This window comes from Chryseobacterium sp. G0201, from assembly GCF_003815655.1.
Taxonomy (GTDB): Bacteria; Bacteroidota; Bacteroidia; order Flavobacteriales; family Weeksellaceae; genus Chryseobacterium.
Map to the genome: position 1 here is coordinate 4,378,088 of NZ_CP033917.1, position 25,847 is coordinate 4,403,934.

A 25,847-nucleotide genomic window follows, 5' to 3' on the forward strand; every position below is an offset into this window, starting at 1 on the left:
AACATGTCAAAAAAACTGGCAGTTGCCATATTGAACTGGAACGGTAAAAACTGGCTTGAAAAATTCTTGCCAAGCGTTGTACAGTTTTCTCAAAATGCAGATATTTATGTTATTGACAATCTTTCAACAGATGATTCTATAGACTATTTACAAACTCATTTTCCTTCGGTTCACATTATCAAAAATAATCAAAATTTCGGCTTTGCAGGAGGTTATAATGAAGGTTTAAAAGAGATAAAAGCTGAATATTTCTGTTTACTCAATTCAGATGTTGAAGTTACTGAAAACTGGATTGAACCTGTTTTAGATTTATTTGAAAAAAATCCTGAAATATCAGCGATTCAACCAAAGATATTATCTTTTAATAATAAAAATTTCTTTGAATTTGCAGGAGCGGGAGGTGGTTTAATAGACAACCTTGGTTATCCTTACTGTAGAGGAAGAATATTTGATGATCTGGAAGAAGATAAAGGTCAGTACAACGATGAAACAGAGATTTTCTGGGCTTCAGGATGTTGTTTTTTTATTCGATCAAAAGATTTTTGGGAGCAGAAAGGTTTTGATGAAAGATTTTTTGCCCATCAGGAAGAAATTGATCTTTGCTGGAGATTAATTAATTCAGGAAAGAAAATATTTTATACCGGGAAATCTACAGTTTATCATGTTGGTGGCGGAACTTTAAATAAACAAAGTGCCCAGAAAACCTATTTAAATATCAGAAATAACCTTTCGATGATGTTGAAAAATTTACCATTTCCTACGTTAATTTGGTTGATATTTTTCAGATTGTGTTTAGACGGAATTGCAGGAATTTATTTTGGATTTAAACATGGATTTCCACATCTTTGGGCTGTTGCGAGAGCACATTTTGGTTTCTACGCACAACTTCCCGGAACCTGGAAGCTTCGTCAAAAACATCAAAAAGAGGTTTTTTATCAATCCAAATGGTTAATTTTCAAACATTTCCTTTAAGATTGCAGATTTTAGAGCTTCGTTTCAGGATTGATCAAGAATATTTAATGAATGTTGAAAGCTGCAGCCCGACTTGAGTGGAGCACATTTTGTGGTTTTCTTGAAGGAAAAAGCGTTGGCAAAACTACAAAATTGCGGGAACGGAAGGCGGGGAAAAGCTGCCCAAAATATTAGAAATAATTCATAACTTATACCCCTTAATTTTATAATTACATTTCATGGATTTTTGCGCGATAGATTTCGAAACAGCTACTAATGACCGGAGTTCAGCTTGTGAAGTTGGCATTTGTATTGTGCAGGATTCTAAAATTATAGAGACAAAAACCTGGCTGATAAAACCTCCTAGCTTTCCATATTTTAGTCAGTATAATATTGATGTGCACGGAATTTTACCGAATGATGTAAAAAACTCACCTACTTTCGACGAGATCTGGTACGAAATCCAAGAAATGATGTATGGAACATTGATGATCGCTCATAACGCGAGTTTTGACGCAGGAGTTCTAAGAGCATGTCTGAGTCATTATGGTATGTTTACCCCTAAAATAGACTATTTATGCAGCATTCAGCTGGCAAAGAAATCATGGAATTACCTTCCTAAATATGGTTTAAAACATTTGGCGGAATATCATCAGATAAAATTTAAACATCACAGAGCAGGTGCTGATGCAGAAGTTTGTGCAAAGATTTCATTATTAGCTTTTGAAAAATTATTCCTTACAAGCAACGATGAAGTTTCTGATTATATGAAGCTGAAAATTAAGAAGCTTTAATAGTTAAAATTACTCAATTTTTATAACAAGTTTGTCACTCTGTAAGAATCTACGTTTGCTTTGTCGAGATGCTTCCAGCATGATAAAATCATTAAGTATATTTGAGATTAGCTTTGTTATTTTTACCATTGATCGCAAAGATTTACACGGATGATACTGTTTAAATTTCATCTAATCTTGAGATAATTTGGTATTTCATTCAGAATTAATTGCTTAAAACTTCAGACAAAAGGTTAAATTTTGGAATGTCAATTTCAAAACTTTCCTGAGTATCCATATTTTTAACCAAATATTTTCCACTCATATTTCCTACCCCGGAACGTAACATTACATTAGAAAAGTAAGCAAAACTCTCACTTACAGGAATTTCCGGTGTTAATCCTATTACACCATCTCCTATAATCTCTGTAAATCCGAATCCTACGTCAAAAATCAACCATTTTCTTTTAAGAATTTTAATGGGAAAACTTCCGTCATTTTCTATCGTTATGCTGTATTTAAAAACATATCGATTTTCGGATGGATAACTGTTTTTGCTATCATATTCAGGTACAACTGAAACTTTGATATTCGAAGTCATTTTTGAAAACATCACTTTTGTATTTATTAAATATATACAAAAATCTCGCCTTTTTCAAAGCGAGATTGTAAGTTTATTGTAAAATTAATTAAAATTATAATTCTAAACCTCTTCTTTCGTCACCTCCCATCAATATTTCAACAGGGTTGTCGATACCTTCTTTTACTGCTACCAAGAATCCTACAGACTCTTTTCCGTCAATAATTCTATGGTCATAAGACATTGCAACGTACATCATTGGACGAATTACAACTTGTCCGTCAACCGCAACCGGTCTTTGGATAATGTTGTGCATTCCTAAGATTGCAGATTGAGGTGGGTTAATAATTGGTGTAGACAACATAGATCCGAAAGTACCACCATTTGTAATAGTGAATGTACCACCAGTCATTTCGTCAACCGTGATTTTCCCGTCTCTTACTTTCACAGCAAGATCTTTGATGTTTGCTTCAACACCTTTGAAAGACATGTTTTCAGCATTTCTCAATACCGGAACCATTAATCCTTTAGGTCCTGAAACTGCAATTGAAATATCGCAGAAATCATAGTTAATTTTGAAATCTCCGTCAATCGATGCATTTACATCAGGATATAATTTTAATGCTCTTGTAACCGCTTTTGTGAAGAAAGACATGAAACCAAGTCCAACTCCGTGTTTTTGAGCAAATTCTTCTTTATATTGCTTTCTTAGTCTAAAGATTTCAGACATGTCAACTTCGTTGAAAGTAGTTAACATCGCTGTTTCATTCTTCACAGAAACTAATCTTGAAGCGATCTTTCTTCTAAGAACAGAAAGTTTAGTAGTTGTTGAAGCTCTAGAACCTGTAGCTGTTAATGAGTTACCTCCCATTGCAGGAACAGCAGCCAATTCAGCGTCAGTTTTAGTGATTCTTCCGTCTCTTCCCTTTCCTGTAACTTGTGATGCATCAATACCCTTTTCGTCAAGAATTTTCTTAGCAGCAGGAGATGGAGCCCCAGAAGCATAAGTTTGAGGTGCCGCAACTGGTGCAGCAGGTTTTGGAGCTTCTGTTTTTACAGGCTCAGCAGCTTTAGGAGCCTCTTCTTGTTTTGGAGCTTCAGCAGCAGGAGCAGATCCTTCTGGCTTAGCAGCATCCATATCAATTAAACAAACTACCTGACCTACTTGTACTACATCACCTTCTTCAGCTTTTAAAGTAATAATTCCACTTTGTTCAGCAGGTAATTCAAGTGTTGCTTTGTCTGAGTCTACTTCAGCGATTGGTTGATCTTTTTCTACATAATCACCATCGTTTACAAGCCAAGTTGCAATTTCAACTTCTGTAATTGATTCGCCCGGTGAAGGAACTTTCATTTCTAAAATTGACATATTGAGTATTTTTTATTTTTTAATTGAATATTATTTTAATTAAGCTGTTACAGGTCTTTTAGCAGGAGCATCGTCTCTGTCGAAAACTCTGTTGATCACTGCATTTTGGTTTTTCTCAAACATTTTGTGACTTCCCGGAGCCGGAGCACCACTTGGAACCGGAGAAATTACCTGAATTCCCGTATCTCTGAAGTTTCTTAAAATGTAAGACCAAGCACCCATATTTTCTGGTTCTTCCTGAGCCCAAACAATTTCTTTTTTGTTCTCATATTTATTGAAGATCGCTTCGATTGCATCATTTTGCAATGGATACAATTGTTCGAATCTTACCAAAGCAATATTTTCAGCGTTTAATTCCTCTTTTTTAGCTAGTAATTCGAAGTATAATTTACCTGAACAAAGAACTAATTTTTCTACTTTTTTAGGATCAGCACTCGGATCGTCTAAAATCGGTTGGAAGCTTCCTGTAGCAAAATCTTCTAGCGGGGAAATTACTTTTGGATGTCTCAACAGAGATTTTGGACTCATCACAATTAATGGTTTTCTGAAACTCCATTTTAGCTGTCTTCTCAACAAGTGGAAATAGTTGGCAGGAGACGTAATGTTCGCCACTACCATATTTTCATTCGCACAAAGCGTTAAGAATCTTTCTAATCTCGCTGAAGAGTGTTCTGCACCCTGACCTTCAGATCCGTGAGGCAACAACATGATAAGACCGTCCTGAATTTTCCATTTTTCTTCTGCAGCAGCCAAATATTGGTCAACAATAATCTGCGCTCCATTCACGAAATCTCCGAACTGAGCTTCCCAGATCGTCAATGTATTAGGAGAAGCCATCGCATACCCGTAATCGAAACCTAGAACACCATATTCAGAAAGGTGAGAATTGAAAACATCAAATCTGCTTTCAGAAACATGTCTTAACGGGATATATTCTTCTTCAGTATCTTCAGTTTTTACCACTGCGTGTCTGTGAGAGAATGTTCCTCTTTCAACATCTTCTCCGGAAATTCTTACGTTGTGACCTTCAGTAAGCAATGTAGCATAAGCTAACCACTCTCCTAATGCCCAATCTAAAGAGTTTCCTTCAATTGCTTTAAGACGGTTTTCAAAAAGTCTTGTAATTTTATTAATAAACTTTTTATCAGCCGGAAGCGTTGACATTTTGATTGCCAATTCTTTCAACTTCTCTAAGTCATATTTTGTATCAACTGGTAACTGAACAGCCCCTCTTTTTCCGATTGGATAGTTTGTCCAGTCTTCAGACATAAACAGATCCATAACGTTTTTCTCAATCTCTTTGGAAGCATCAAAGTCTTTATCTAAAAGCGCTTTGAAATCAGTTTCCATTTTCTTAAGAATATCGTTGGAAATAACGCTGTCGTTGATCAATTTATCTTTATAAATTTCTCTTGGATTCGGATGCTTAGAAATTAATTTATATAAATTAGGTTGCGTAAATCTAGGCTCATCCCCTTCGTTATGACCATATTTTCTGTATCCTAATAAATCAATATAAACATCTTTTCCAAATTTTGCTCTGAAATCAGCTGCAAAATGGATAGCATGTACTACCGCTTCAGCATCGTCAGCATTTACGTGCATTACAGGAGATTCTGTAACTTTAGCAATGTCTGTACAATAGGTTGAAGATCTCGCATCTGCATAGTTTGTCGTAAATGAAACCTGGTTGTTTACAACGATATGAACAGTACCACCAGTTTTGTATCCTTCCAAAGTCATCATCTGAGCAACTTCGTAAGCAATACCCTGACCAGCCAAAGCACCATCACCGTGAATTACGATCGGTAAGATCTTAGAACCATCTCCTTTATATTTATCATCAATTTTCGCACGGCAGATCCCTTCTACAAGAGCAGATACCGTTTCCAAGTGAGATGGGTTTGGAGTTAGGTTGATTGAAACTTCTTCACCAGAAGCTGTTTTTATTTTTTTAGATGAACCTAAGTGATATTTAACGTCACCTGAGAATACATCCTCTTCAAATTCTTTCCCTTCAAATTCTGAGAAAATCTGCTTGTAAGATTTACCGAAAATGTTTGTTAACACATTCAATCTACCTCTGTGAGCCATCCCTAGAACAACTTCATCAACTCCCAATTGAGAAGATCTTGAAATCAACTGATCCAACGCAGGGATCAATGTTTCACCTCCTTCAAGAGAGAATCTTTTTTGTCCCACAAATTTTGTGTGAAGATAGTTTTCAAAAGCTACCGCCTGATTCAACTTCAATAAAATATCAGTTTTCTCATTAGCTGAAAGACTTGCATGGTTTTCGTTTACCTGTAACCATCTTTTAATGAAATCTTTTTCTTCAACATTGTTGATATAAGTATATTCAACACCTATAGAATCACAATAAATTGTTTCCAGACGTTTTACAATTTCTTGTAAAGTTGCAGGTTCTTTAAAGCCGATTTCTACCGCACAGTTGAATTTGATATTCAAATCAGCACTATTTAAACCGAAATTATCGATATCTAAAGTTGGAGTATAGTGTCTTCTTTCTCTAACCGGGTTTGTTTTTGTAAACAAATGCCCTCTCGTTCTGTAAGCCTCAATAAGGTTTACAACTTTAAATTCTTTTTTGATATGCTCAGGGACTTCGCCGTTAGCTGCTGCCTGAGATATTTGCTGAACTGCCGGAGCAGCATTAGCCGAAGCTTGAATATATTGAATGTTATCGCCTTCACCATAGTTCTCCAAAGCAAAATCGAATCCTTGAAAGAAGGATTTCCATGATGGTTCTAAAGAGTCCGGGAATTTTAAATACTGTTGGTATAAATCCTCAATTAATTGAGAATGAGCTGCGTTTAGGAATGAAAATCTGTCCATTATTACAGTTTATCTATTATTAAATTTTGTTTGTAGAATTAATCCTCAAATTTAATAAAAAAAACCGACGTGGGACAGCCCAAAACTATTAAAAAAACTATAAAAGAAATAAATATAATTAATTTACTTATAAACAGATAAAGACAACTTCATATTGACGTTCTGATCTTCCATCGGGCGCTCGATAAAAGTCTGGCGAATATCTCCGAAACGCATCTCGTCTTTTTTAGCTTTTTGGATCAATTGTTGCACCGCTTTAACTCTTCCTTCATAGGTACCTCGGTAATACATCACATAGTTCTGCGTTGGACTTACTGATCTGAAATTAAAGTTATTATCCGTAACCCCGAACTTTTTAGACAAAGGAATACCAAGGAAATAAGAGACTTCTTTATCTTTATAATTATCGGCATCAGTTATCATAAGCGGATAGCCAAATTCGTCATCTTTTTTGCCAAGATCCATCGTTACATAATTATAAACCTTGTTATAATTCATGACAACATTTTTATAAAGGGCATCTTTTTTATTTGATGTACTGACGTTAATTCCCAATAAAAGTTTGTCTTCTTCCTTCTCAACCATCAAACTGTCGTACTTTATGGCAGCCATTTGATTGTCTTTTTCTACTTTATTCCCTAAAACATTTTTCAGAGTCGTCATGCTGTTGTTGATGTTTTCAGCAAATCGGTCTTCTGTCCAGAAATTTTCTACTCTTTTCCAAACAGATAATTTGGGGGTATGAACATTCCAGATGATCTTCGTTTTTTGAGCGGAAACGGCTTTAAACTTAACATCAACCAACGTCGGGTTTTCGTTTCTATCCTCAAAAAGCTGATATCTCAACGTTTTGTTTGGATTTTCATATCTGATGAACATTTCACCATCCGTATCGTTTTTCGGGTCTACATAGCTTATGCTGCTGCCCTGCCCTTCGTAAGGTGTGTAATAATCGATATCGATAGATTTAGAACTTTTGAAGAAATTGTTCCAGCGCGTGAAATTCTGCAGATTATTAAACTGAGAAAAGACCTTCTCCACAGGATAATCTATCTCTTTCTCTATTTTAAAGCTTTTGCTTTCATCCACAAAATAATACATGGAAGCAGCATAAGCTCCTCCCAACAGTATCGCAACTATCGCTATGATTTTAAAAAAACGCATCGCACAAAAGTAAGACAAATAAAAAAAGTGACCAATATGTTGGTCACTCTTGTTTTAAATTTATTTCTAAGGATAGAAGATGTAAGAATTGATGATTGAAGTTGATATACAACCATTTAATTCTTGTCAAATATTTTAATGAAATAATTAAAATTTAACCTAAATAAAACTTTAGTCATAACATAGACTTCAATAACTTCCTACTTTAAACATCAAGCTTTTACCCGATATGAGTTCCCGGAGGAAGAATAGCTCCTTTTTTCACCACTACAATACCGTCCTGTACAGAATATGTCCCGAAATCACCGTCCGGTAAGTGTTTTCCGCCGATAATTCTTACATTATCTCCAATGTAGCAGTTTTTATCGAGAATTGCTTTTTCGATGTAGCAATATTTTCCGATTCCCATGTTGGGACGGCCTTTCCTGTCATTGATCACGATTTCTGTTGTACTTTGATAAAAATCGGCTCCCATGACATAGGAATTTACGATCGTACTTCCTTTATCAATTCTTGTTCTGTTTCCAATAACTGAATTTTCAATTTTATCAGCCATGATGATGCATCCGTCTCCAAAAACAGCTTTACTTACATAAGAACCGTTGATTTTCGATGGTGGAAGCATTCTCGCTCTTGTATAAATAGGCGAAGATGAGAATAAATTAAATTGAGGAAAATCCTGACACAGATCAATATTGGCTTCGTAGAAAGATTCGATTGTTCCAATATCCGTCCAATATCCTTCAAACTGATAACTTAACGTCGTGTATTTTCCAATGGAATTCGGGATGATGTCTTTTCCAAAATCATCTCCGGCTCCATCTTCAAACATCTTTTTAAGAATCGTTTTCGTAAATATGTAGATTCCCATTGAAGCTAAATATTCTTTTCCTGCATTTTTATTCTTCTCAGAAACTTCAGATTTTAAACTGTCTAAAATGTCATAATCCGGTTTTTCGACAAAAGAAGTAATATTTCCTTCGTCATCAGAACTTAAAATCCCGAAACCTGTGGCATCTTTAGCATTTACAGGGATTGTAGCAATAGTTACGTCCCCTCCTTTTTCAATATGGAAATCTAGCATTTCTTTAAAATCCATCTGATACAACTGATCTCCTGAAAGAATAAGAATATATTCATAATCATATTTTTCAAGATGCTTCATCGACTGGCGCACTGCATCCGCCGTTCCCTGATACCAACTCTCATTTTCCACATTCTGCTCGGCCGCCAAAATATCAACAAAACCTTTGCTGAAAATATCAAAGTGGTAAGAATTTTTGATATGCGAATTCAATGAAGCTGAATTAAACTGTGTAAGAACCAAGATTTTATTTAACCCTGAATTTAAACAATTAGAAATAGGAATATCTACCAATCTGTATTTTCCTGCGATAGGTACAGCCGGTTTTGATCTTGTGTACGTTAATGGAAAAAGTCTTGTGCCTCTTCCGCCTCCCAAAACAATGGAAATAACATTGTGATTCATAAATTATATTGCGTTTTTTATTTTAATTGTACAATTCTATTTTTCGTATTTACACTTACTCTAAAACATTCTTTATTCTCGGTTTTCAACTTATCATTGTAAACAACCACATCATATAAATTATCGTTCATCTCTTTTACAACTTTATCTACATCATCAATTTCTATATAATGTTTTTTGAGTTCATTTCTGAAAAGTTTATTTGTGATCAAAACATCCATCACATCAATTTTCTTAGCAGCAAAGCCTTCTATATCTTTATCGTATTTTATCTTCCAGTCTTTGCCATATCTTTCTTCTATTGCTGCATAGGTCTTTTTATTTTTCTCATCTACTTTTTTCTGTAGTTTGGGATCAATCATACAACCAGCAACATCAACAATTTTTATTTTCCATTTTTCGGAAATTCCTTCCATCGCTTCATGAACTCTTATGTCTGAAAGACCATATCCATAAATCCAATAATATCCTCCATGATAAATTCCTTCTTCTTTTTTACAGGAAATAATCGTGGCAAATAGCATAACAAGAAAGAAAGCTCTCAACATACTTTAGTTAGTATATAAAGCTATGTATTTTTCTGCAGATTTCTCCCATGCAAAGTCAAAATTCATATTTGCGTGAATAAGATTCTCCATAACGTCTTTTTCATTGTAAATACTTAACCCTCTATTCATCGCATGGACAATATCATCAACTCCTGGGTATGTAAAATTGATTCCTGCTCCGCCCGTCGAGATGTCTTCAACTGTATCTTTTAGCCCTCCGATATACCTTACGATAGGAATTGTTCCATATCTCATAGAATACATTTGGTTCAATCCGCATGGCTCCACTCTTGAAGGCATCAATAAAAAGTCTGCCGAAGCATAAATCTGATGCGAAAGATGTTCTTTATACCCAAGATCCAACGCAAAATTGGAATAAGTATAGTCGTATTCTTTCAGTTTATTTTCAATATATGAGTTTCCTGAGCCTAAAATCATGATATTTAAAGCTCCATAACTTTGTTTAATGCTTTTCCATACCACATCAGGAAGTAAGTCAGCACCTTTTTCTGTGGCAAATCTTCCGATAAAAGCAAATAAAGGGAGCTCAGGTTTTAGACCATATTCTTTACAAAGCTTTTCTTTATTCTTTTTTTTCTGCTGGATGGCATTTTTTACATTAAAATTAAAATCCAACATCGGATCAGTTTCAGGATCCCAGACTTCTGTATCAATGCCATTGATAATTCCGTATGCTTTGCCAAATTCTTCACGAACTAAACTTTCAAGACCTCTGAAACTTACGAAAAGTTCTTCCAGATAACCTTCCGAAACAGTCGTGAAGGCGCTTGAACATTTAATCATACTAGCTAATGGATTCATGTATCCGTTCCAATCCATCAATCCCCATTTATAGCTGTCGAAAGCAGGCATATAATTGGCCATATTCCAGCTCATCATTCCCTGATATTCGCCATTATGAATCGTTCCGATGGTTTTTACGCCTTTTAAAAATTCAAAATCCGGGCAATGTTCGATCATAAAAGGAACCAAACCTGTATGATAATCATGGCAATGCAAGACATCGGGGCGAATTTTCATCGCGCTCAGCCAATGCAAAACACCATGCTGAAAAGCCAAAAACTGATAACTTTCGTCCTGATAACCATAAGGATTATCTCTGTCTAAAAGTCCGGGAATTCTCACCATGTATAATTCGAATCCCAAAACATCGGTTTTCTCTTTGAACACCTGCACCTGAAGCATATCCGGCCCCTGATGAATGAAGCCATCAAAAACTATGTCAAACTCATGATCATAAACGAAAGGTTTGTTGTACCAAGGCATAACAACCTTAGCATCAACACCTTTTATTTTATTCTGATATTTCGGTAAAGCTCCTACAACATCCGCCAAACCGCCTACTTTAGCTATCGGATAACATTCCGTACTTAGATGATAAACAACCATTTTTTATCTTTTGTGTAATTTAATTCTATGTAATTTATACTTTTTATCTTTTTTCATTTTTAAAACGACTCCTGCAAGAGGCGGAAGTTTTAAAATTATCGAATTGGGACGGTTCATCCACGGTTCAGACTGTTCTTTAATGATTTCAGGGTTTACACCACTTCCATTATATCTTTCATCATCTGAATTGAAAACAACCTCCCAATATGTTCCCGCATTGATGCCTATTTTATAATCTAAAACTTTTGGAGTAAGATTCAAAACAACCATAAAAACGTCATCCTTCTTTTTTCCTTTCCTTAAATACGTAATAACCGAATTTTCAAGATCATCGGCTTCTACCCATTCAAAACCACTTTTATCAAACTGATTTTCGTAAAAGGCAGTTTCATATCTGTACATATGGTTTAAATCTTTAACTAAAGTCTGCAAACCTTTATGAACAGGGTATTCCAACAAATGCCAGTCCAGACTTTGGGTAAAATTCCATTCGCTCGTTTGCCCGAATTCATCTCCCATGAATAAAAGCTTCGCTCCCGGATGCGTAAACATATATACATACAGCACGCGAAGATTTGCAAATTTCTGCCATTCGTCGCCTACCATTTTATAGATCAAGCTCGCTTTGCCGTGTACCACTTCATCGTGAGACAAAGGCATCATGTAATTTTCATTATACATATACATCGAAGCAAAAGTAAGTTTATGATGACTAAATTTTCGGTCAGCGTGTTCTACTTTAAAATAATCTAGTGTATCGTGCATCCAGCCCATCATCCATTTCATTCCAAAACCAACTCCGCCGTCATGAACAGGGTTTGTAAGCATCGGAAAATCCGAACTTTCTTCTGCAATGGTGATTATATTATCGCCAAATTCTTTATATACAGCAGTATTGAATTCCTGCAAAAAAGCTTTCGCTTCCAAGTTTACATTTTCGCCATAAATATTAGGCTCCCATTCGCCTTCATTTCTGGAATAATCGAGATGAAGCATCGAAGTTACCGCATCCACACGCAATCCATCAGCATGATAACGTTCCAGCCAGAACATGGCGTTTGAAATTAAAAAAGATTTAACTTCATTTCTTCCATAATTGAAAATATAGGATTTCCAATCAGGATGAAAACCTTTTCTCGGATCTTCATGTTCATATAAATAAGAACCGTCAAAACGGTGCAAACCATTAGCATCACCCGGAAAATGAGACGGAACCCAATCTAAAATAATACCAATATCATGATTATGCAATTCATTAATTAAAAACATCAAATCCTGCGGAGATCCAAAACGTGATGTAGCCGCATAAAATCCTGTAATCTGGTAACCCCAGCTTGGATCATACGGATATTCCATCACAGGCATAAATTCTACATGCGTAAAACCCATTTCTTTGATATAAGGAACGAGCTTTTTGGCAATTTCTCTATAATTTAGAAACCTTTTAGGATCATCTCCTTCTCTTAGCCAAGAAGCCAAATGCATCTCATACACGGAAATCGGAGCATTTAAACTATTTTTTTTCCAGCGGTTTTTGAGCCATTCTTTATCATTCCATTCATACCACGTTGTGGAAACTAATGAGGCTGCCTGTCTATTTTGTTCCCAGCTCAAAGCATAGGGGTCACTTTTTTCTAAAATTTCTCCGCGAGGAGTTTCAATAGCATATTTATAAAGTGTTCCCCAGGTTAATCCCGGAATAAAACCTTCCCAAATTCCTGATTCGTCCCATCTTGGAAACAAAATATGGTCTTTGTGATTCCAATTATTAAAGTTACCTATTACTGAAACTTTTTTCGCGTTTGGAGCCCAAACCGAAAAATAAACCCCTTGAATTCCGTCTTTCTCTACAGAATGTGCACCAAATTTATCGTATAGCTTATAATGCTTACCTTCTTTAAAAAGATAAACATCATGTTCAGTGAAAAGCGTATACGTTTTAACAGAATTCATCAATATTTTGATTAATTTTTATATATTTCTTGAAACTACGAAAAATATCAACAAACAGCGTTAATTATTGTTGAAATAATTATTATGTTAATCTTTTTCACACCCTTGTGTACCAAATATATAAATTTTTAAATCGTATTATTTATTAATTTAAAAGATTGCTATAAAAAGATTTTTTATAAATTTAGCGGTTAATATTTATTACACACATGATGAAGTTTGAACTTTATACTGAAGAAAGTGACGATAGACCTATTTACATCACAGGAAATTTCAATAAATGGAATCCTAAAGATTACAACTATCAGCTTAAACAACTCGATCCACACAGGTATTTCATCGAAATTGATGATCAGATTCTGCCTTCCGTAGTTGAATACAAATTCACAAAAGGCGGATGGGAAAACGTAGAACTCGACAAATACGGAAACATTACTCCCAACCGAAAAATCGATAAATCAATAGGGAAAACTTCCGATATTATTGAAAAATGGAGACTGAATTGGGGACCATTCAAAAAAGAGTTTTTCCCGATTGTAGAAATTATTTCGGAGAAATTTTATATTCCGCAACTTGAGCGTTATCGTAAAGTTTGGGCTTTGCTGCCTTATGATTATTATACTTCTGAGAAAAGTTACCCTGTTTTATACCTTCAGGACGCTCAAAATCTTTTCAATGAAGGAAGCGGATACGGAAACTGGGAAATTGATAAGAAACTCTCAATTCTTGCAGAATACGGTCGTGGAGATGTTATTGTGATCGCCATAGAACACGGAAGTGAAGAAAGAATTAAAGAATATATTTTCGATAATGATAATGTAGCTAATGGTTCTGAGGGGAAAAAGTACATCCGTTTTATCGCGGATACGTTAAAACCTTACGTTGACGAAAATTACCGTACCAAAAAGGACAGAAACAATACTGGAATCGGAGGAAGCTCACTTGGAGCTTTAATCAGTATTTACAGTGGTTTCTTTTATCCTGAAGTCTATTCTAAGTTATTGATTTTCTCCCCATCCCTTTGGGTTGAGCCCAATAATAATTTCCCGATGATGAATTTCAGGACACCTTTTAAAACAAAAATTTATTTATATGGTGGCGCTCAGGAAGGATCAAAAATGGTAAAAAGAATCCATGTTTTTGAAGAATATTTAAAAAGATGGGAGAAAAAAAATCTGTTTGATTTTGAATTCAGAACTAATATAAATCCAGAAGGTACTCACAACGAATTTTACTGGTCGCAGGAATTCCCAAGAGCTATCGAATGGCTATTCTACGACAACAGGGAAAATCCTGTAGAAGTAAAGCCTCAACAAAAAAGCATTAAAAATTAAAATTTATGAAACTAATTAATAAAAAAAACAGAACATATACTCAGGTTTTCCAATTATTCACAGAAGAAGAATGGGCGAAAATTGGGAAAAATTTCAATAAAAATATTTCATCTTTTTTCACAGGAAAGAAGAACAAAATCTTTGTAAACGCCCACGAAGAAGGCATTACTTACTTTATCGGTCTTGGAAAATCAAGTCTTCAGAATTTTGAAATTCAGCAAGTTGCCAACAAATTTTCTCAAACTCAAAAAAAGAATCTTCAGGCAGTTCCTACATTAGTTTTGGCTGATTTTCTTAATGAAAAACAATTTGAAGAATTTGCAAAAGGTTTGTTAATAGGAACTTACAACTACCCTTTCGAAAAAAATCATCCTTTCTGGAATGCTAAGTTTGAAATTCATTTTGAAAATGTAAGTCAGAAAAAATTAGATTCAATTAGTGCAAGGGCCGAAGCTTTATGTAACGGACAAATTGCCTGTCAGGATTGGTTGAACAAACCTGCCAATCTTAAAAATCCCGATATTTTTAATGCATACCTTAAAAATTTAGCAAAGAAACATGAGTTAAAATACACAGTTTTCAATAGAAAAAAATGTGAAGAACTTGGTTTAGGGGCTTATCTTTCTGTAAATCAAGGAAGTGCTTACGATGCTGCTTTTACAATTTTAGAGTATAAAACAACAGCCAAAAATGCTAAAACCATTGGCTTGGTAGGCAAATGTGTATTATTTGACACAGGAGGAATTTCTCTGAAAAATCCTGACAATATGCACTATATGAAATCTGATATGGGCGGCGCGACGGCGGTTTTAGGAACTCTAATTTATGCTGCAGAAATGGAACTTCCTGTAAATATTGTTGCCATTTTACCGATTACAGACAATGCAATTTCCCAAAATGCATTCTTACCAAGTGATGTAATTACAGCTTATAACGGAAAGACAATCGAAGTTCTGAATACCGATGCAGAAGGAAGAATGATCCTCGCAGACGGGCTTTCTTACATGGCCAAAAACTACAAAACCGACCTCATGATCGACCTTGCAACATTAACTGGAAGTTCGGTAAGAATGTTTGGTGATACTTGTGGAGCGATGTTTTCAAATAATGAAGAATTAAAAAATCTTTTGATAAAAACAGGCGATAAAACTAATCAAAGACTATGGAATCTGCCTTTATGGGATATCTGGAAAGACGATATACAGTCTGATGTAGCAGATATGAAGAACATTTCTATGAAGCCTATTGGAGACTGCATTATTGCAGCTAAATTTTTGGAACAATTCATCGAAAATCATCCAAAATGGGCACATTTAGATATTGCCGGAGTAGCTTTTGGAAGCGTTGGATATGCCAAAGAAAAGGCTGCAACAGGCTTTGGAGTGCAATTATTAGCTGATTTAATCGAAAATTATCACTAAAAATTAGTTTATTACAAAAATTCTCTGTATAATTGATATAAGAATTTTCAAATACATACTGATAGATGGTTTTTAACATTAATTAATCAATAAAAAATCGCTTTCTTTTTTGAATATTCATCAAAATTAAAAAAACATTATATGGAGGAGAAAACAATAGTATGTATTTCGTGCTATTACAAGGGCTATGATTTCATGGAAGAAATGAAGAAGCTCGGTAATAAAATAATCTTAGTGACATCCGAAAATCTTAAGGAAAAAAACTGGCCGTGGGAAGCCATTGACGAGGTATTTTACATGCCCGAATTGAAACCTTCTGTCTGGAATCTAGATCATCTTATTCAGGGATTTTCACATTTGATGAAAACCAGAAAAGTAGACGCAGTGATCGCTTTGGACGACTATGATGTAGAAAAAGCAGCGCTTATCAGGGAGACTTTCCGTATTCCGGGAATGGGGCAGACCACTCATCGCTATTTCAGAGATAAATTGGCGATGAGACAAAAGGCAAAAGATTCAGGAATCAATGTGCCGGAGTTTACTGCAGTTTTTAATAATGATGAGGTTAATCGTTTCGTTGACAAAATTCCGGGACCTTGGGTTTTGAAACCACGATCGGAAGCTTCCGCATCAGGAATTAAAAAAATTACAAATAGAGAACAACTTTGGGAAGCTTTAAACGAGCTTGGAGAAGAACGTCATTTATTTTTATTAGAAAGTTTTAAACCCGGAGATGTTTATCACGTTGACAGTTTAACATTTAATAAAGAAATAGTATTCACTTCCGCTTCAAAATATCTTGCTCCGCCAATGGAAGTTTCTCATGAAGGTGGTGTTTTCAGAACAAAAACATTAGGAAGATATTCTGATGAATTTAAAGCTTTGGATGACGTTAATGCAAAAGTTCTTTCGAGTTTTGGATTGATTTATGGTGCCACTCACACAGAATTTATCCGAAGTAAAGATGATGGAAAATACTATTTTCTTGAGACTTCGTCAAGAGTTGGAGGTGCGCATATTCCTGATCTAGTTGAAGCTTCAAGCAATATCAATATCTGGAGAGAATGGGCAAAAATTGAAGACGCTCTTCTGAAAGGTAAAAAATATGAGGTTTCTAAACCTACAGGATATTATTCAGGATTAATTGTTGCTTTAATTAAAGATAAAGAACCTGATTACAATCAATTTGAATGTGAAGAAGTTGTAAAATTCTTACCAATAGATTACCATGTTGGCATTGTTTATAAATCAAACGATTCTACCATTGTACAGGAAAGGTTGGATCATGCCGCGAAAAAAATCCATGCCGAATTACTGAATATCCTTCCTCCAAAAAGTAAACCAAGCTCATAAAATCATTTATGAATAAAGATATTAATATTCAAGAAGTTATTGATCTCATAAAAATAAACATTCCGGAAAAATCAAGTTTAAAAAACACTTTAGAAAATGCCAAAAACGGAAATTGGGAAAGTAAGGCATATTACAGATTCGTAGATTCAAAAAATGCTAATAAACCCGATGCAGAATGGCAGTTTAAAGAAAATATTGTTTTTGATCATCCCAAATTAGGAACAATCGTTCTTGATATTCTAAAAGATGAACGACTTGGCGGAATTGAATTTGTGAAATTCATATAATTACAGATATTAATTAAATAAAATATTAAAACCCAAATAAGAAAAAGAATGCCGCAGATAGAACATACTGATTACTATTCAAATATATTAGGAACAAGCCTTAAAGTAGAGGTTACCGGACATTATGGTCATCCCATCATCATGTTTCCGACTTCGCAGGGACAATATACTCAAAACCACGATTTTCATCTTAATGGAAGCATCAACTGGTTTATTGAACAGGGAAAAGTAAAACTTTACAATATCCAGACCATCGATGGCTGGAGTTTCTATGACGAAAAAATATCTCCACAACAAAGGATTAAAAATTATGAATTGTATGTACAGTTTCTGATTCAGGAATTTGTGCCCTACATCCAAAAACTTCATAATACGCATCGCGTAGCGGTTGCAGGAGCGAGTTTTGGGGGCTATCATGCTGCCAATTTTGCTTTCAGATTTCCTGATGTCGTTTCACATTTATTCTGCCTTTCAGGAGCGTTCAGTATCCGAAATTTTATGGACGGATATTCTGATGAATTGGTATATTTCAATTGTCCGAGAGAGTTCGTTAAAAATGATGAAGCCTGGAAATACAAACACATGCACATTGTTTTAAGCACTTCAGATCAGGACATTTGTAAGGACAAAAACTTAGAAATGGCTGATATTTTAACCTCAAAAGGAATTGATTTCTGGTACGACGAGAGAAAATGGATCAACCATGACTGGCCGCTTTGGCGATTGGTTTTTCCAACGTTTATAGGATCGTTTTTCTCTTAAATTTTAAAGTACAATCTAATATTAATATACAACATTAAAAAAACAACAATTATGGTAAAAAAAGTTGGAATTCTATTCGGGATGGAAGATACATTTCCTTGGGCATTCATTGACAAGGTAAATGAATTAGGAGGCGGAGAAATCATTGCTGAACCTGTAACCATTGACAAATTGGAGCAAGGTGCAGATTATGGCTATGCAGTGATCATCGACAGAATTTCGCAGGACGTTCCCTTCTACAGAGCTTATCTTAAAAATGCAGCATTGAACGGAACTTACGTTATCAACAACCCTTTTTGGTGGAGTGCAGACGAGAAGTTTTTCAATAATGCATTGATGTCTAAGCTGGGAATCCCTCTTCCGAAAACAGTGTTGCTTCCTTCGCATGAAAGACCTACAGATACTTCAGAAACATCTTTCAGAAACCTGAAATTCCCTCACGATTGGGAATATATTTTCGAATACGTTGGTTTCCCTGCTTACATGAAACCTCATGACGGCGGCGGTTGGAAAAGCGTTTACAGAGTAGAAAATCCGGAAGATCTTTGGAATAAGCTGAGCGAAACTGAACAATTGGTCATGATGGTTCAGGAAGAGATCGTTTTTGAAGATTATTACAGAGTCTATTGTCTTGGACAAAAATATGTTCACATTATGCCTTACGAGCCGAGAAATGCGCATCATTTAAGATATGCAACTACGCATCAGACAGAAGGTGAAGAACTAAAAAAACTATTAAAAACAATTCACGATTATACCATTAAAATGAATCAGGCTTTAGGTTATGATTTCAATACGGTAGAATTTGCTATCAGAGACGGAATTCCTTACGCAATCGACTTCTGTAACCCGGCTCCGGATGCAGACAGAAACTCTGTAGGTGAAGAAAACTTCGCATGGATCGTTGAACATTCTGCTAAATTAGCAATTGAAAAAGCAAAAGAATATGTTCCCGGAAAACCAAACATTTCTTGGGGAACTTTCGTAAAAGATTCAGTAAAATAAGACATTAAAATAAAAAACACCGAAAAAAAATGCATCAATTTACTATTGGTATCGAAGAAGAATATCAAATTATAGATGTTGAGAGCCGCGATTTGGTTTCTCATGTTTCGAAAATTATTGAAGGCGGAAAAGCTGTTTTAAGTGAAAATTTAAAGCACGAAATGCACGAATCTATGATTGAAATGGAAACGGGTATCTGCCAGAACATTCAGGAAGCACAAGCTGAGCTTACAAATTTAAGAAGACACCTTATTAATACCGCTCACGAACAGGGACTTCGCGTTTCAGGAGGCGGAACACATCCTTTTTCAAACTGGGAGCACAACACCATCACAGATGGCGAACGCTACAACAAAATTGTAGATGATATGGGGGATGTTGCCCGCGGAAATCTAATTTTCGGGCTTCACGTTCATATTGGAATTCCAAATCGTGAAGAAGGCGTAAGAATCCAGAATGTTATGCGTTATTTCCTTCCTCACGTTTATGCGCTGTCTGTTAATTCTCCATTTTGGATCGGCAGAAATACAGGGTTTAGATCTTACAGACAGGAAATTTTCGTTAAATTTCCAAGAACAGGAATTCCTAGTTATTTCAACTCATTAGCAGAATTTGACAGCTATGTTGATCTTTTAGTTAAAACGGGAACGATTGATAATGCCAAGAAAATCTGGTGGGATTTGCGTGTTCACCCATTCTATCCAACGATTGAATTCAGAATTTGCGACATGCCTTTAAGAATTGAAGAAACGGTTTGTCTTGCTGCTATTATGCAAAGTTTAGTGGCTAAAATTTACAAATTACATCAGCAGAATTTAAGTTTCAGAAGTTATAGAAGATTATTATTAAATGAAAATAAATGGAGAGCTTCCAGAGACGGAATACATTCACATTTAATTGATTTTGGTAAAGAAGAATCTGTTCCTTATCCTGATTTATTAAAAGAATTGCTTGAGTTCATTGATGATGTTGTGGACGAGTTAGGATGCAGAAAAGAAGTTGAATATGCATGGACAATTCTTGAAAACGGAACAGGTGCCGACAGACAGCTTAAAGTCTATGAAGAAACAGGTGATCTTACTAAAGTTGTTGATTATATGATCTCAGAAACAGAGTACGGAATAACACATGGGCAAACTGTTTCATAATATTTTTGATAACTTTGTAAAAAATATGAAGTAGTATGAAGGATATTAGAATCGCTTTGCTGGACATGAATAACAATCAGGTAAATCAAGGCTTTAAAAATATACGAGAGATTTCGGAAGCATTCAAAAAAAATTCTGAAGAAAATGTTATCATCAAAACTTTTGATGTAAGACATAAAAATGAAATTCCAAATATTGAAGATTTTGATATTTTCATTTCATCAGGAGGTCCCGGAGATCCTCACAGAGAAGGTCTTGAATGGGAAGATAAATTTGCAGAATTTCTGGATACGGTTTATAATCATAATAAATATAATGATTATAAAAAGTATATGTTCCTGATTTGCCATTCATTCCAATTGGCAAGTATTCATTGGGAGTTGGGTAATATCTGCAAAAGAAAATCTTATTCTTTCGGAGTAATGCCGATTCATAAAACTGATGAAGGTGAACAGGAATTTTTATTTAAAAATCTTCCGGATCCTTTCTACGCCGTAGATTCTAGAGCGTTTCAATTTATTGAACCAAATCATGAGCGTTTCAATGAATTAGGAATGAAAATCGTTGCTATTGAGAAATTCCGTCCGCATATCAATCTTGAAAGAGCTGTTATGGCGATTCGTTTTTCAGAGGAGATCTTCGGAACTCAATTCCATCCGGAAGCTAATCCTGAAGGGATGGTTGAAAATCTGAAAGATGAAAAGAACAAAGAAGCCATGATCGAGAATTTCGGGATGGAAAAATATCTTGAAACTGTAGACAGAATGGATGATGAAGACAAAATCGTTCTTACGCAGGCTCAGATTCTTCCAAGGTTTTTGAAATTTGCAAAAAAAAACGTTCTGAAGGGAATTGAAGCAATGGCTTAACAACTCTAAATTATAGATGCTTCGACTCCGCTCAGCATGACATTTCTAATACTAAATGTCATTTTGGTAGCGTTGTCATGCTGAGCGAAGTCGAAGCATCTCAAAAATTAAACAAAAATCAAAACAGAAATCGAGCAATATTGCTCGATTTTTTAAAATCACAAAGAAAAAGAATATGGTCTCAAAATACAGAAAACAATTTAATCAGGAATTTTCTCAGGAAAAATATGAGCAGTTTAAAGAGATTTTAAAACAAAAAAGTGGTGTTGAGACTTCTTTCAGAATTTCCGAAAGTCCAATGTTTCTTTCAAATAAATTTAAAGACAAGCTTATTGGCGCAAGCGAAAGTATTATCGATCAGATCAAAGCTTTATCGCCTGAAACATTGCAAAAAGCCATTCCTGAAAACTGTAAAGTTCCGAATGACACTAATCAACCTCATTTTTTTACCATAGATTTTGGAATCTGTAAAAGTGAAAATGGAGAAATAGAACCTCAATTAATAGAGCTTCAAGCCTTTCCATCATTGTATGCTTTTCAAAAGATTTTTGAAGATACATTTTGCGAGGTTTATCCTTTTTTAAATGAGATCAAAAACAAAATGCCTCATGAGGAATTCAGAAATTATGTAAAAGAATTGATTGTAGGAAACGAAAATCCTGAAAATGTAATTCTTCTTGAAATTTTCCCTGAAAAACAAAAAACATTAATCGATTTTATTCTTACTGAGAAATTATTAGGAATAAAAACCGTTTGTTTAACGAAAGTAAAGAAACAGGGAAGAAAGCTATTCTATGAAAATGACAGAAAATTAGTTGAGATCAAGAGAATTTATAATAGAGTGATTTTTGATGAATTAGACCGAATTCCTGATCTTAAAACTGAATTTGATTTCCGTGAAGATGTAGACGTAACCTGGGTTACGCATCCAAACTGGTTCTTTAAAATTTCAAAGTTTCTTTTGCCAATGCTGAAACATCAATTTGTTCCAAAAAGCTATTTCCTGCACGAATTTCCAAAAAGCGAAAATCTTGAAAATTTTGTTTTAAAACCTTTATTTTCATTTGCAGGTAGTGGAGTTAATTTAGATCCAACAAAAGAAATCACAGATGCCATTGAGGATAAAGAAAATTATATTTTACAGAGAAAAGTGACTTATGCTCCTCTTTTTGAAGATATCAACGGAGAATTTTCAAAAGCAGAAATCCGATTATTGTATATTTGGCGAGAAAATGACGAACGCCCAATCCTATTGGAAAATCTTGGAAGAATGACAAAAGCCGCCATGGTAAATGTTGATTTTAACAAGAAAGATGCAATCTGGATCGGAAGTTCTAATGCATTTTTTGTGGAAGAATAATATTTTATAAAAACTAATATACAATGGAAGAACAATCAGCTTTTGAAGAGTTTGATGTAAAAAGTAATTTTGTACGAAGAAGAAGTTTATTACCTGTATGGATTAAAATTTTCACTTGGTTCTTTTTAATTGGAGGAGCTATAGCTGTTTTAATCTTGATTTGCGGGTCATTTTTAACCAACATCAGCTTGTCACTTTATGGAATTCAAACACAGCATCCTTATACATTAACAGGATTTTTAATTAGTATTCTATTTATTTTCAAAGGAATTGTTGCTTACGGACTTTGGTTTGAACAACAATGGGCTCCAAAAGCCGCAATAATTGATGCAATTGTTGGCATTATTATTTGTGGAATTATGATGTTTATCATTCCATTTACCGTTTCAAATATTAGCTTTACATTAAGATTAGAATTAATTCCTTTATATTTTTATCTTATAAAAATGCAAAAGATTAAAAAATCTTGGGAAAATCTATAGAACAAAACCTCCAAAATTTTGGAGGTTTTTTATTTTGAAAATTTATTGATTAAAAAGACTTATCATCCTCAAGCAATTCCCTCGCCTGATATTCCTGCACCAGATCGATTGCATTAGAAATCACATCACTTAAAGCCGTTATGAAAGCTCCTTCTTCAGCCATTCCCATTGCATGTTTTAAAGCATCAATTTCTTTAGGAATAATTTCATAGCTTACATCTCTTCCGGCTTCATTAATACCATCGATGATCAATGCATTGATGTCCTCTTCTTTTCTTCCACGAAGATGTTTTTCGTTTCTGATGATGATATAATCAAACATTCTTCCGGCGATTTTACCACACAGCCTGATATCTTCATCTCTTCTGTCTCCAACTCCGGAAATAATACCAATTTTCTTGGTAGATTCTACATTTTTAAGATAATCTTCAATCGCTTCATATCCGGATGGATTATGAGCAAAATCAATTAAAACTTTGAAATTTTTAAACTTGAAAACATTCAGTCTTCCTGGTGTAAGCTGTGCACTCGGAATAAAAGTTCTCAAAGAGTTTGAAATATCCTCGATTCCCAACCCTTGAAGATAACATGCTAAACTTGCCGCTAAAACATTTTCGATCATGAATTTAGCTTTCCCTTCCATCGTAATCGGGAAATCTTTTGCTTTTCCGATTCTGATCTTCCAGTCACCTTTTTTAATGGTTACAAAACCTTCTTCATAAACGCAGGTAATTTTTCCTTCTTTCGCGAATTTCTTTATATGACGATTGTTTTCATCCATACTGAAAATTGCTACATTACTTTGTAAGTCATTCACAATTCTCATAGAATATTCATCATCCGCATTCATTACGCTCCAGCCCGTTTTCTTTACGCTGTCAAGAACAACCCTTTTTACCTTTGTTAAATCTTTAAGATTATGGATATCATTCAAACCTAAATGATCTTCCGTAATATTGGTTAAAACCCCGATATCACATTGAGAAAAACCAAGTCCAGAACGTAAAATTCCACCTCTGGCAGTTTCTAGAACAGCAAATTCTACGGTTGGATCTTTCAGAATAAATTCAGCTGAAAGAGGTCCTGTAGTATCACCTTTCGTCAACATTGTATTTTGGATATAAATACCGTCTGAAGTTGTGAAACCTACTCTAAAACCGTTATTTTTAATGATATGAGAAATTAATCTTGTCGTGGTTGTTTTACCATTAGTTCCTGTCACTGCAATGATCGGAATCGTAAATGGTTTTCCTGCCGGATACAACATATCTACAACCGGAGCAGCAACGTTTCTCGGAAGACCTTCGCTTGGAGCAAGGTGCATTCTGAAACCCGGAGCAGCATTAACTTCAATAATAGCTCCACCACTTTCTTTTAGTGGTTGTGTAAGGTTTTCAGCCATAATATCAATTCCGCAGACATCCAGACCAATAATCTTGGAAACTCTTTCTGCCATGGTGATATTTTCCGGGTGAACCATGTCGGTAACATCAATAGATGTACCTCCTGTAGAAAGGTTAGCTGTTGATTTTAGATATACAACTTCTCCTTTTTGAGGAACCGTATCAAGCGTATAATGAAGTTTTTCAAGAAGTTCTGTGGTATCTTTATCTACTTCAATTTCAGTCAGTACATTTTCATGACCGTATCCTCTTCTTGGATCTTTATTTTCTTTTTCAATTAATTGCTGAATGTTTAGTTCTCCGTCTCCAACAACGTGAGCCGGAACTCTTCTTGCAGCAGCAACCATTTTATTATTGATTACTAAAACTCTGAAATCATATCCTGTAATATATTTTTCAACAATTACTTTTTTTGAATATTTCTGAGCATGTTCTAAACCAATTTTTGCAGCTTCCCAATCATTTACATTGATGGATGAACCTTTTCCGTGGTTTCCGTCCAAAGGTTTTAACACAATCGGATAATTGATTTTTCTGATAACTCTTTCCAATCCTTCTTCATCAACGATCAAATCACCGATCGGAACTGGTATTGCAGCATCATGAAGCATTCTTTTGGTTAATTCTTTATTACATGCAATATCTACTGCTATTGAGCTTGTTTTACCTGTAATTGTAGCCTGAAATCTCTGCTGATTGACTCCGTAACCCAACTGTACCAAAGAATTTGTACCCAATCTGATCCAGGGAATTTTTCTTGAAACCGCTTCTTCAACAATACTTCCCGTTGACGGACCTAAACGAACACGTTCCCTGATCTCTTTTAGCCTATGAATACAAGCATTAAGATCGTATTCTCTACCTTCGATTAAAGCTTCTGCAATTTCTACGGCCTGCTCAGCTGCATAAATCCCTGCATTTTCTTCAATATAATCGAAAACTACATTATAAATTCCGGGACTTTTTGTTTCGCGTGTTCTTCCGAATCCTGTATCCATTCCTGCTAAAGTCTGGATCTCCAAAGCAATATGTTCAATGACGTGCCCCATCCATGTTCCGGTTTCCACTCTGTGAAAAAAACCTCCTTCTACGCCCTCAGAACATCTGTGTGAAAGTAAAGACGGCATTAATTTTTCTATTCTTTCTCTGAAACCATCGATTTTATTGGTAGGGAAATTTTCCAGTTCTTCAAGATCCAACCTCATCTGTATCAGCTTTTTCCTTCTTATACTCCAAATATTAGGACCACGTAAAGCCTGTATCTTCTCAATTTTCATAGACATTTTGCATTTTTCTTATTAATGATAACATATTCCAGAATCAAAGATAA

The 25,847-nt window shown here is 34.9% G+C and carries 21 protein-coding genes; 12 read left to right on the top strand and 9 right to left on the bottom strand.

The features are described 5' to 3' along the window. The first annotated feature begins 3 nt into the window (after nucleotides 1–3). Together EG348_RS19655 and EG348_RS19660 are read left to right on the top strand one after the other, a co-directional pair. Nucleotides 4–972, top strand: coding sequence for a glycosyltransferase family 2 protein (locus EG348_RS19655; RefSeq protein WP_123984644.1), 969 nt, complete (start codon nucleotides 4–6; stop codon nucleotides 970–972). A gap of 218 nt (nucleotides 973–1,190) precedes the next feature. Then, entirely contained in the window at nucleotides 1,191–1,745 is a 555-nt protein-coding gene (locus EG348_RS19660) for a 3'-5' exonuclease (RefSeq protein WP_123984645.1), read from the top strand. A 205-nt stretch (nucleotides 1,746–1,950) separates the two neighbouring features. On the opposite strand, the gene apaG is transcribed toward EG348_RS19660, so the two are convergent. From apaG to glgB, 8 genes are all read right to left on the bottom strand, one after another. Then, nucleotides 1,951–2,325, bottom strand: a complete 375-nt coding sequence (gene apaG / locus EG348_RS19665) for a Co2+/Mg2+ efflux protein ApaG (protein WP_228414789.1) — start codon at nucleotides 2,323–2,325, stop codon at nucleotides 1,951–1,953. Between the two features lie 94 nt (nucleotides 2,326–2,419). Further along, nucleotides 2,420–3,673 carry a 2-oxoglutarate dehydrogenase complex dihydrolipoyllysine-residue succinyltransferase gene (odhB, locus tag EG348_RS19670; protein ID WP_123984647.1) on the bottom strand — a complete coding sequence of 418 codons (1,254 nt, stop codon included), beginning with the start codon at nucleotides 3,671–3,673 and terminating at the stop codon, nucleotides 2,420–2,422. Nucleotides 3,674–3,712: 39 nt separating this feature from the next. Further along, complete coding sequence (locus tag EG348_RS19675; protein ID WP_123984648.1) at nucleotides 3,713–6,529, bottom strand: 2-oxoglutarate dehydrogenase E1 component; 2,817 nt, start codon at nucleotides 6,527–6,529, stop codon at nucleotides 3,713–3,715. Between the two features lie 123 nt (nucleotides 6,530–6,652). Continuing rightward, on the bottom strand, nucleotides 6,653–7,693 hold the full coding sequence (locus tag EG348_RS19680) for an SRPBCC domain-containing protein (RefSeq protein WP_123984649.1): 1,041 nt from the start codon (nucleotides 7,691–7,693) through the stop codon (nucleotides 6,653–6,655). Between the two features lie 220 nt (nucleotides 7,694–7,913). Continuing rightward, entirely contained in the window at nucleotides 7,914–9,182 is a 1,269-nt protein-coding gene (locus EG348_RS19685) for a glucose-1-phosphate adenylyltransferase (RefSeq protein ID WP_123984650.1), read from the bottom strand. Between the two features lie 17 nt (nucleotides 9,183–9,199). Continuing rightward, nucleotides 9,200–9,730, bottom strand: coding sequence for a hypothetical protein (locus EG348_RS19690; RefSeq protein ID WP_123984651.1), 531 nt, complete (start codon nucleotides 9,728–9,730; stop codon nucleotides 9,200–9,202). A gap of 3 nt (nucleotides 9,731–9,733) precedes the next feature. Further along, nucleotides 9,734–11,140, bottom strand: coding sequence for a glycogen synthase (locus EG348_RS19695; RefSeq protein ID WP_123984652.1), 1,407 nt, complete (start codon nucleotides 11,138–11,140; stop codon nucleotides 9,734–9,736). A 3-nt stretch (nucleotides 11,141–11,143) separates the two neighbouring features. Beyond that, the gene (glgB, locus tag EG348_RS19700; RefSeq protein ID WP_185145485.1) at nucleotides 11,144–13,093 is read right to left on the bottom strand and encodes a 1,4-alpha-glucan branching protein GlgB; all 1,950 of its coding nucleotides are present in this window, start codon (nucleotides 13,091–13,093) and stop codon (nucleotides 11,144–11,146) included. A gap of 212 nt (nucleotides 13,094–13,305) precedes the next feature. On the opposite strand from glgB, the gene EG348_RS19705 reads away from it, so the two are divergent. The 10 genes from EG348_RS19705 (at nucleotide 13,306) to EG348_RS19750 (ending at nucleotide 23,114) form a co-directional block, all read left to right on the top strand. After that, entirely contained in the window at nucleotides 13,306–14,427 is a 1,122-nt protein-coding gene (locus EG348_RS19705) for an alpha/beta hydrolase (protein ID WP_123985121.1), read from the top strand. A 5-nt stretch (nucleotides 14,428–14,432) separates the two neighbouring features. Continuing rightward, nucleotides 14,433–15,848 carry a leucyl aminopeptidase family protein gene (locus EG348_RS19710; RefSeq protein WP_123984654.1) on the top strand — a complete coding sequence of 472 codons (1,416 nt, stop codon included), beginning with the start codon at nucleotides 14,433–14,435 and terminating at the stop codon, nucleotides 15,846–15,848. A 141-nt stretch (nucleotides 15,849–15,989) separates the two neighbouring features. After that, nucleotides 15,990–17,201: an acetyl-CoA carboxylase biotin carboxylase subunit family protein gene (locus EG348_RS19715; RefSeq protein WP_123984655.1), complete on the top strand. Its 1,212-nt coding sequence runs from the start codon at nucleotides 15,990–15,992 to the stop codon at nucleotides 17,199–17,201. Nucleotides 17,202–17,209: 8 nt separating this feature from the next. Further along, a complete protein-coding gene (locus tag EG348_RS19720; protein ID WP_123984656.1) occupies nucleotides 17,210–17,488 on the top strand; it encodes a hypothetical protein in 279 nt (92 codons plus the stop codon). A 48-nt stretch (nucleotides 17,489–17,536) separates the two neighbouring features. Beyond that, on the top strand, nucleotides 17,537–18,250 hold the full coding sequence (locus tag EG348_RS19725) for an alpha/beta hydrolase-fold protein (RefSeq protein WP_123984657.1): 714 nt from the start codon (nucleotides 17,537–17,539) through the stop codon (nucleotides 18,248–18,250). 51 nt (nucleotides 18,251–18,301) lie between these two features. Beyond that, nucleotides 18,302–19,255 (top strand): RimK family alpha-L-glutamate ligase, encoded by a 954-nt coding sequence (locus EG348_RS19730; RefSeq protein WP_123984658.1) that lies wholly within the window; start codon nucleotides 18,302–18,304, stop codon nucleotides 19,253–19,255. A gap of 29 nt (nucleotides 19,256–19,284) precedes the next feature. Then, entirely contained in the window at nucleotides 19,285–20,403 is a 1,119-nt protein-coding gene (locus EG348_RS19735) for a carboxylate-amine ligase (protein ID WP_123984659.1), read from the top strand. A gap of 35 nt (nucleotides 20,404–20,438) precedes the next feature. Then, the gene (locus EG348_RS19740) at nucleotides 20,439–21,272 is read left to right on the top strand and encodes a type 1 glutamine amidotransferase (RefSeq protein WP_123984660.1); all 834 of its coding nucleotides are present in this window, start codon (nucleotides 20,439–20,441) and stop codon (nucleotides 21,270–21,272) included. Nucleotides 21,273–21,447: 175 nt separating this feature from the next. Then, nucleotides 21,448–22,632 (top strand): hypothetical protein, encoded by a 1,185-nt coding sequence (locus EG348_RS19745; protein WP_123984661.1) that lies wholly within the window; start codon nucleotides 21,448–21,450, stop codon nucleotides 22,630–22,632. Nucleotides 22,633–22,655: 23 nt separating this feature from the next. Continuing rightward, nucleotides 22,656–23,114, top strand: coding sequence for a hypothetical protein (locus EG348_RS19750; protein WP_123984662.1), 459 nt, complete (start codon nucleotides 22,656–22,658; stop codon nucleotides 23,112–23,114). 49 nt (nucleotides 23,115–23,163) lie between these two features. Here the strand turns inward: EG348_RS19750 and cphA are convergent, their stop codons facing one another. Next, nucleotides 23,164–25,794, bottom strand: coding sequence for a cyanophycin synthetase (gene cphA / locus EG348_RS19755; protein WP_123984663.1), 2,631 nt, complete (start codon nucleotides 25,792–25,794; stop codon nucleotides 23,164–23,166). Between the last annotated feature and the right edge of the window lie 53 nt (nucleotides 25,795–25,847).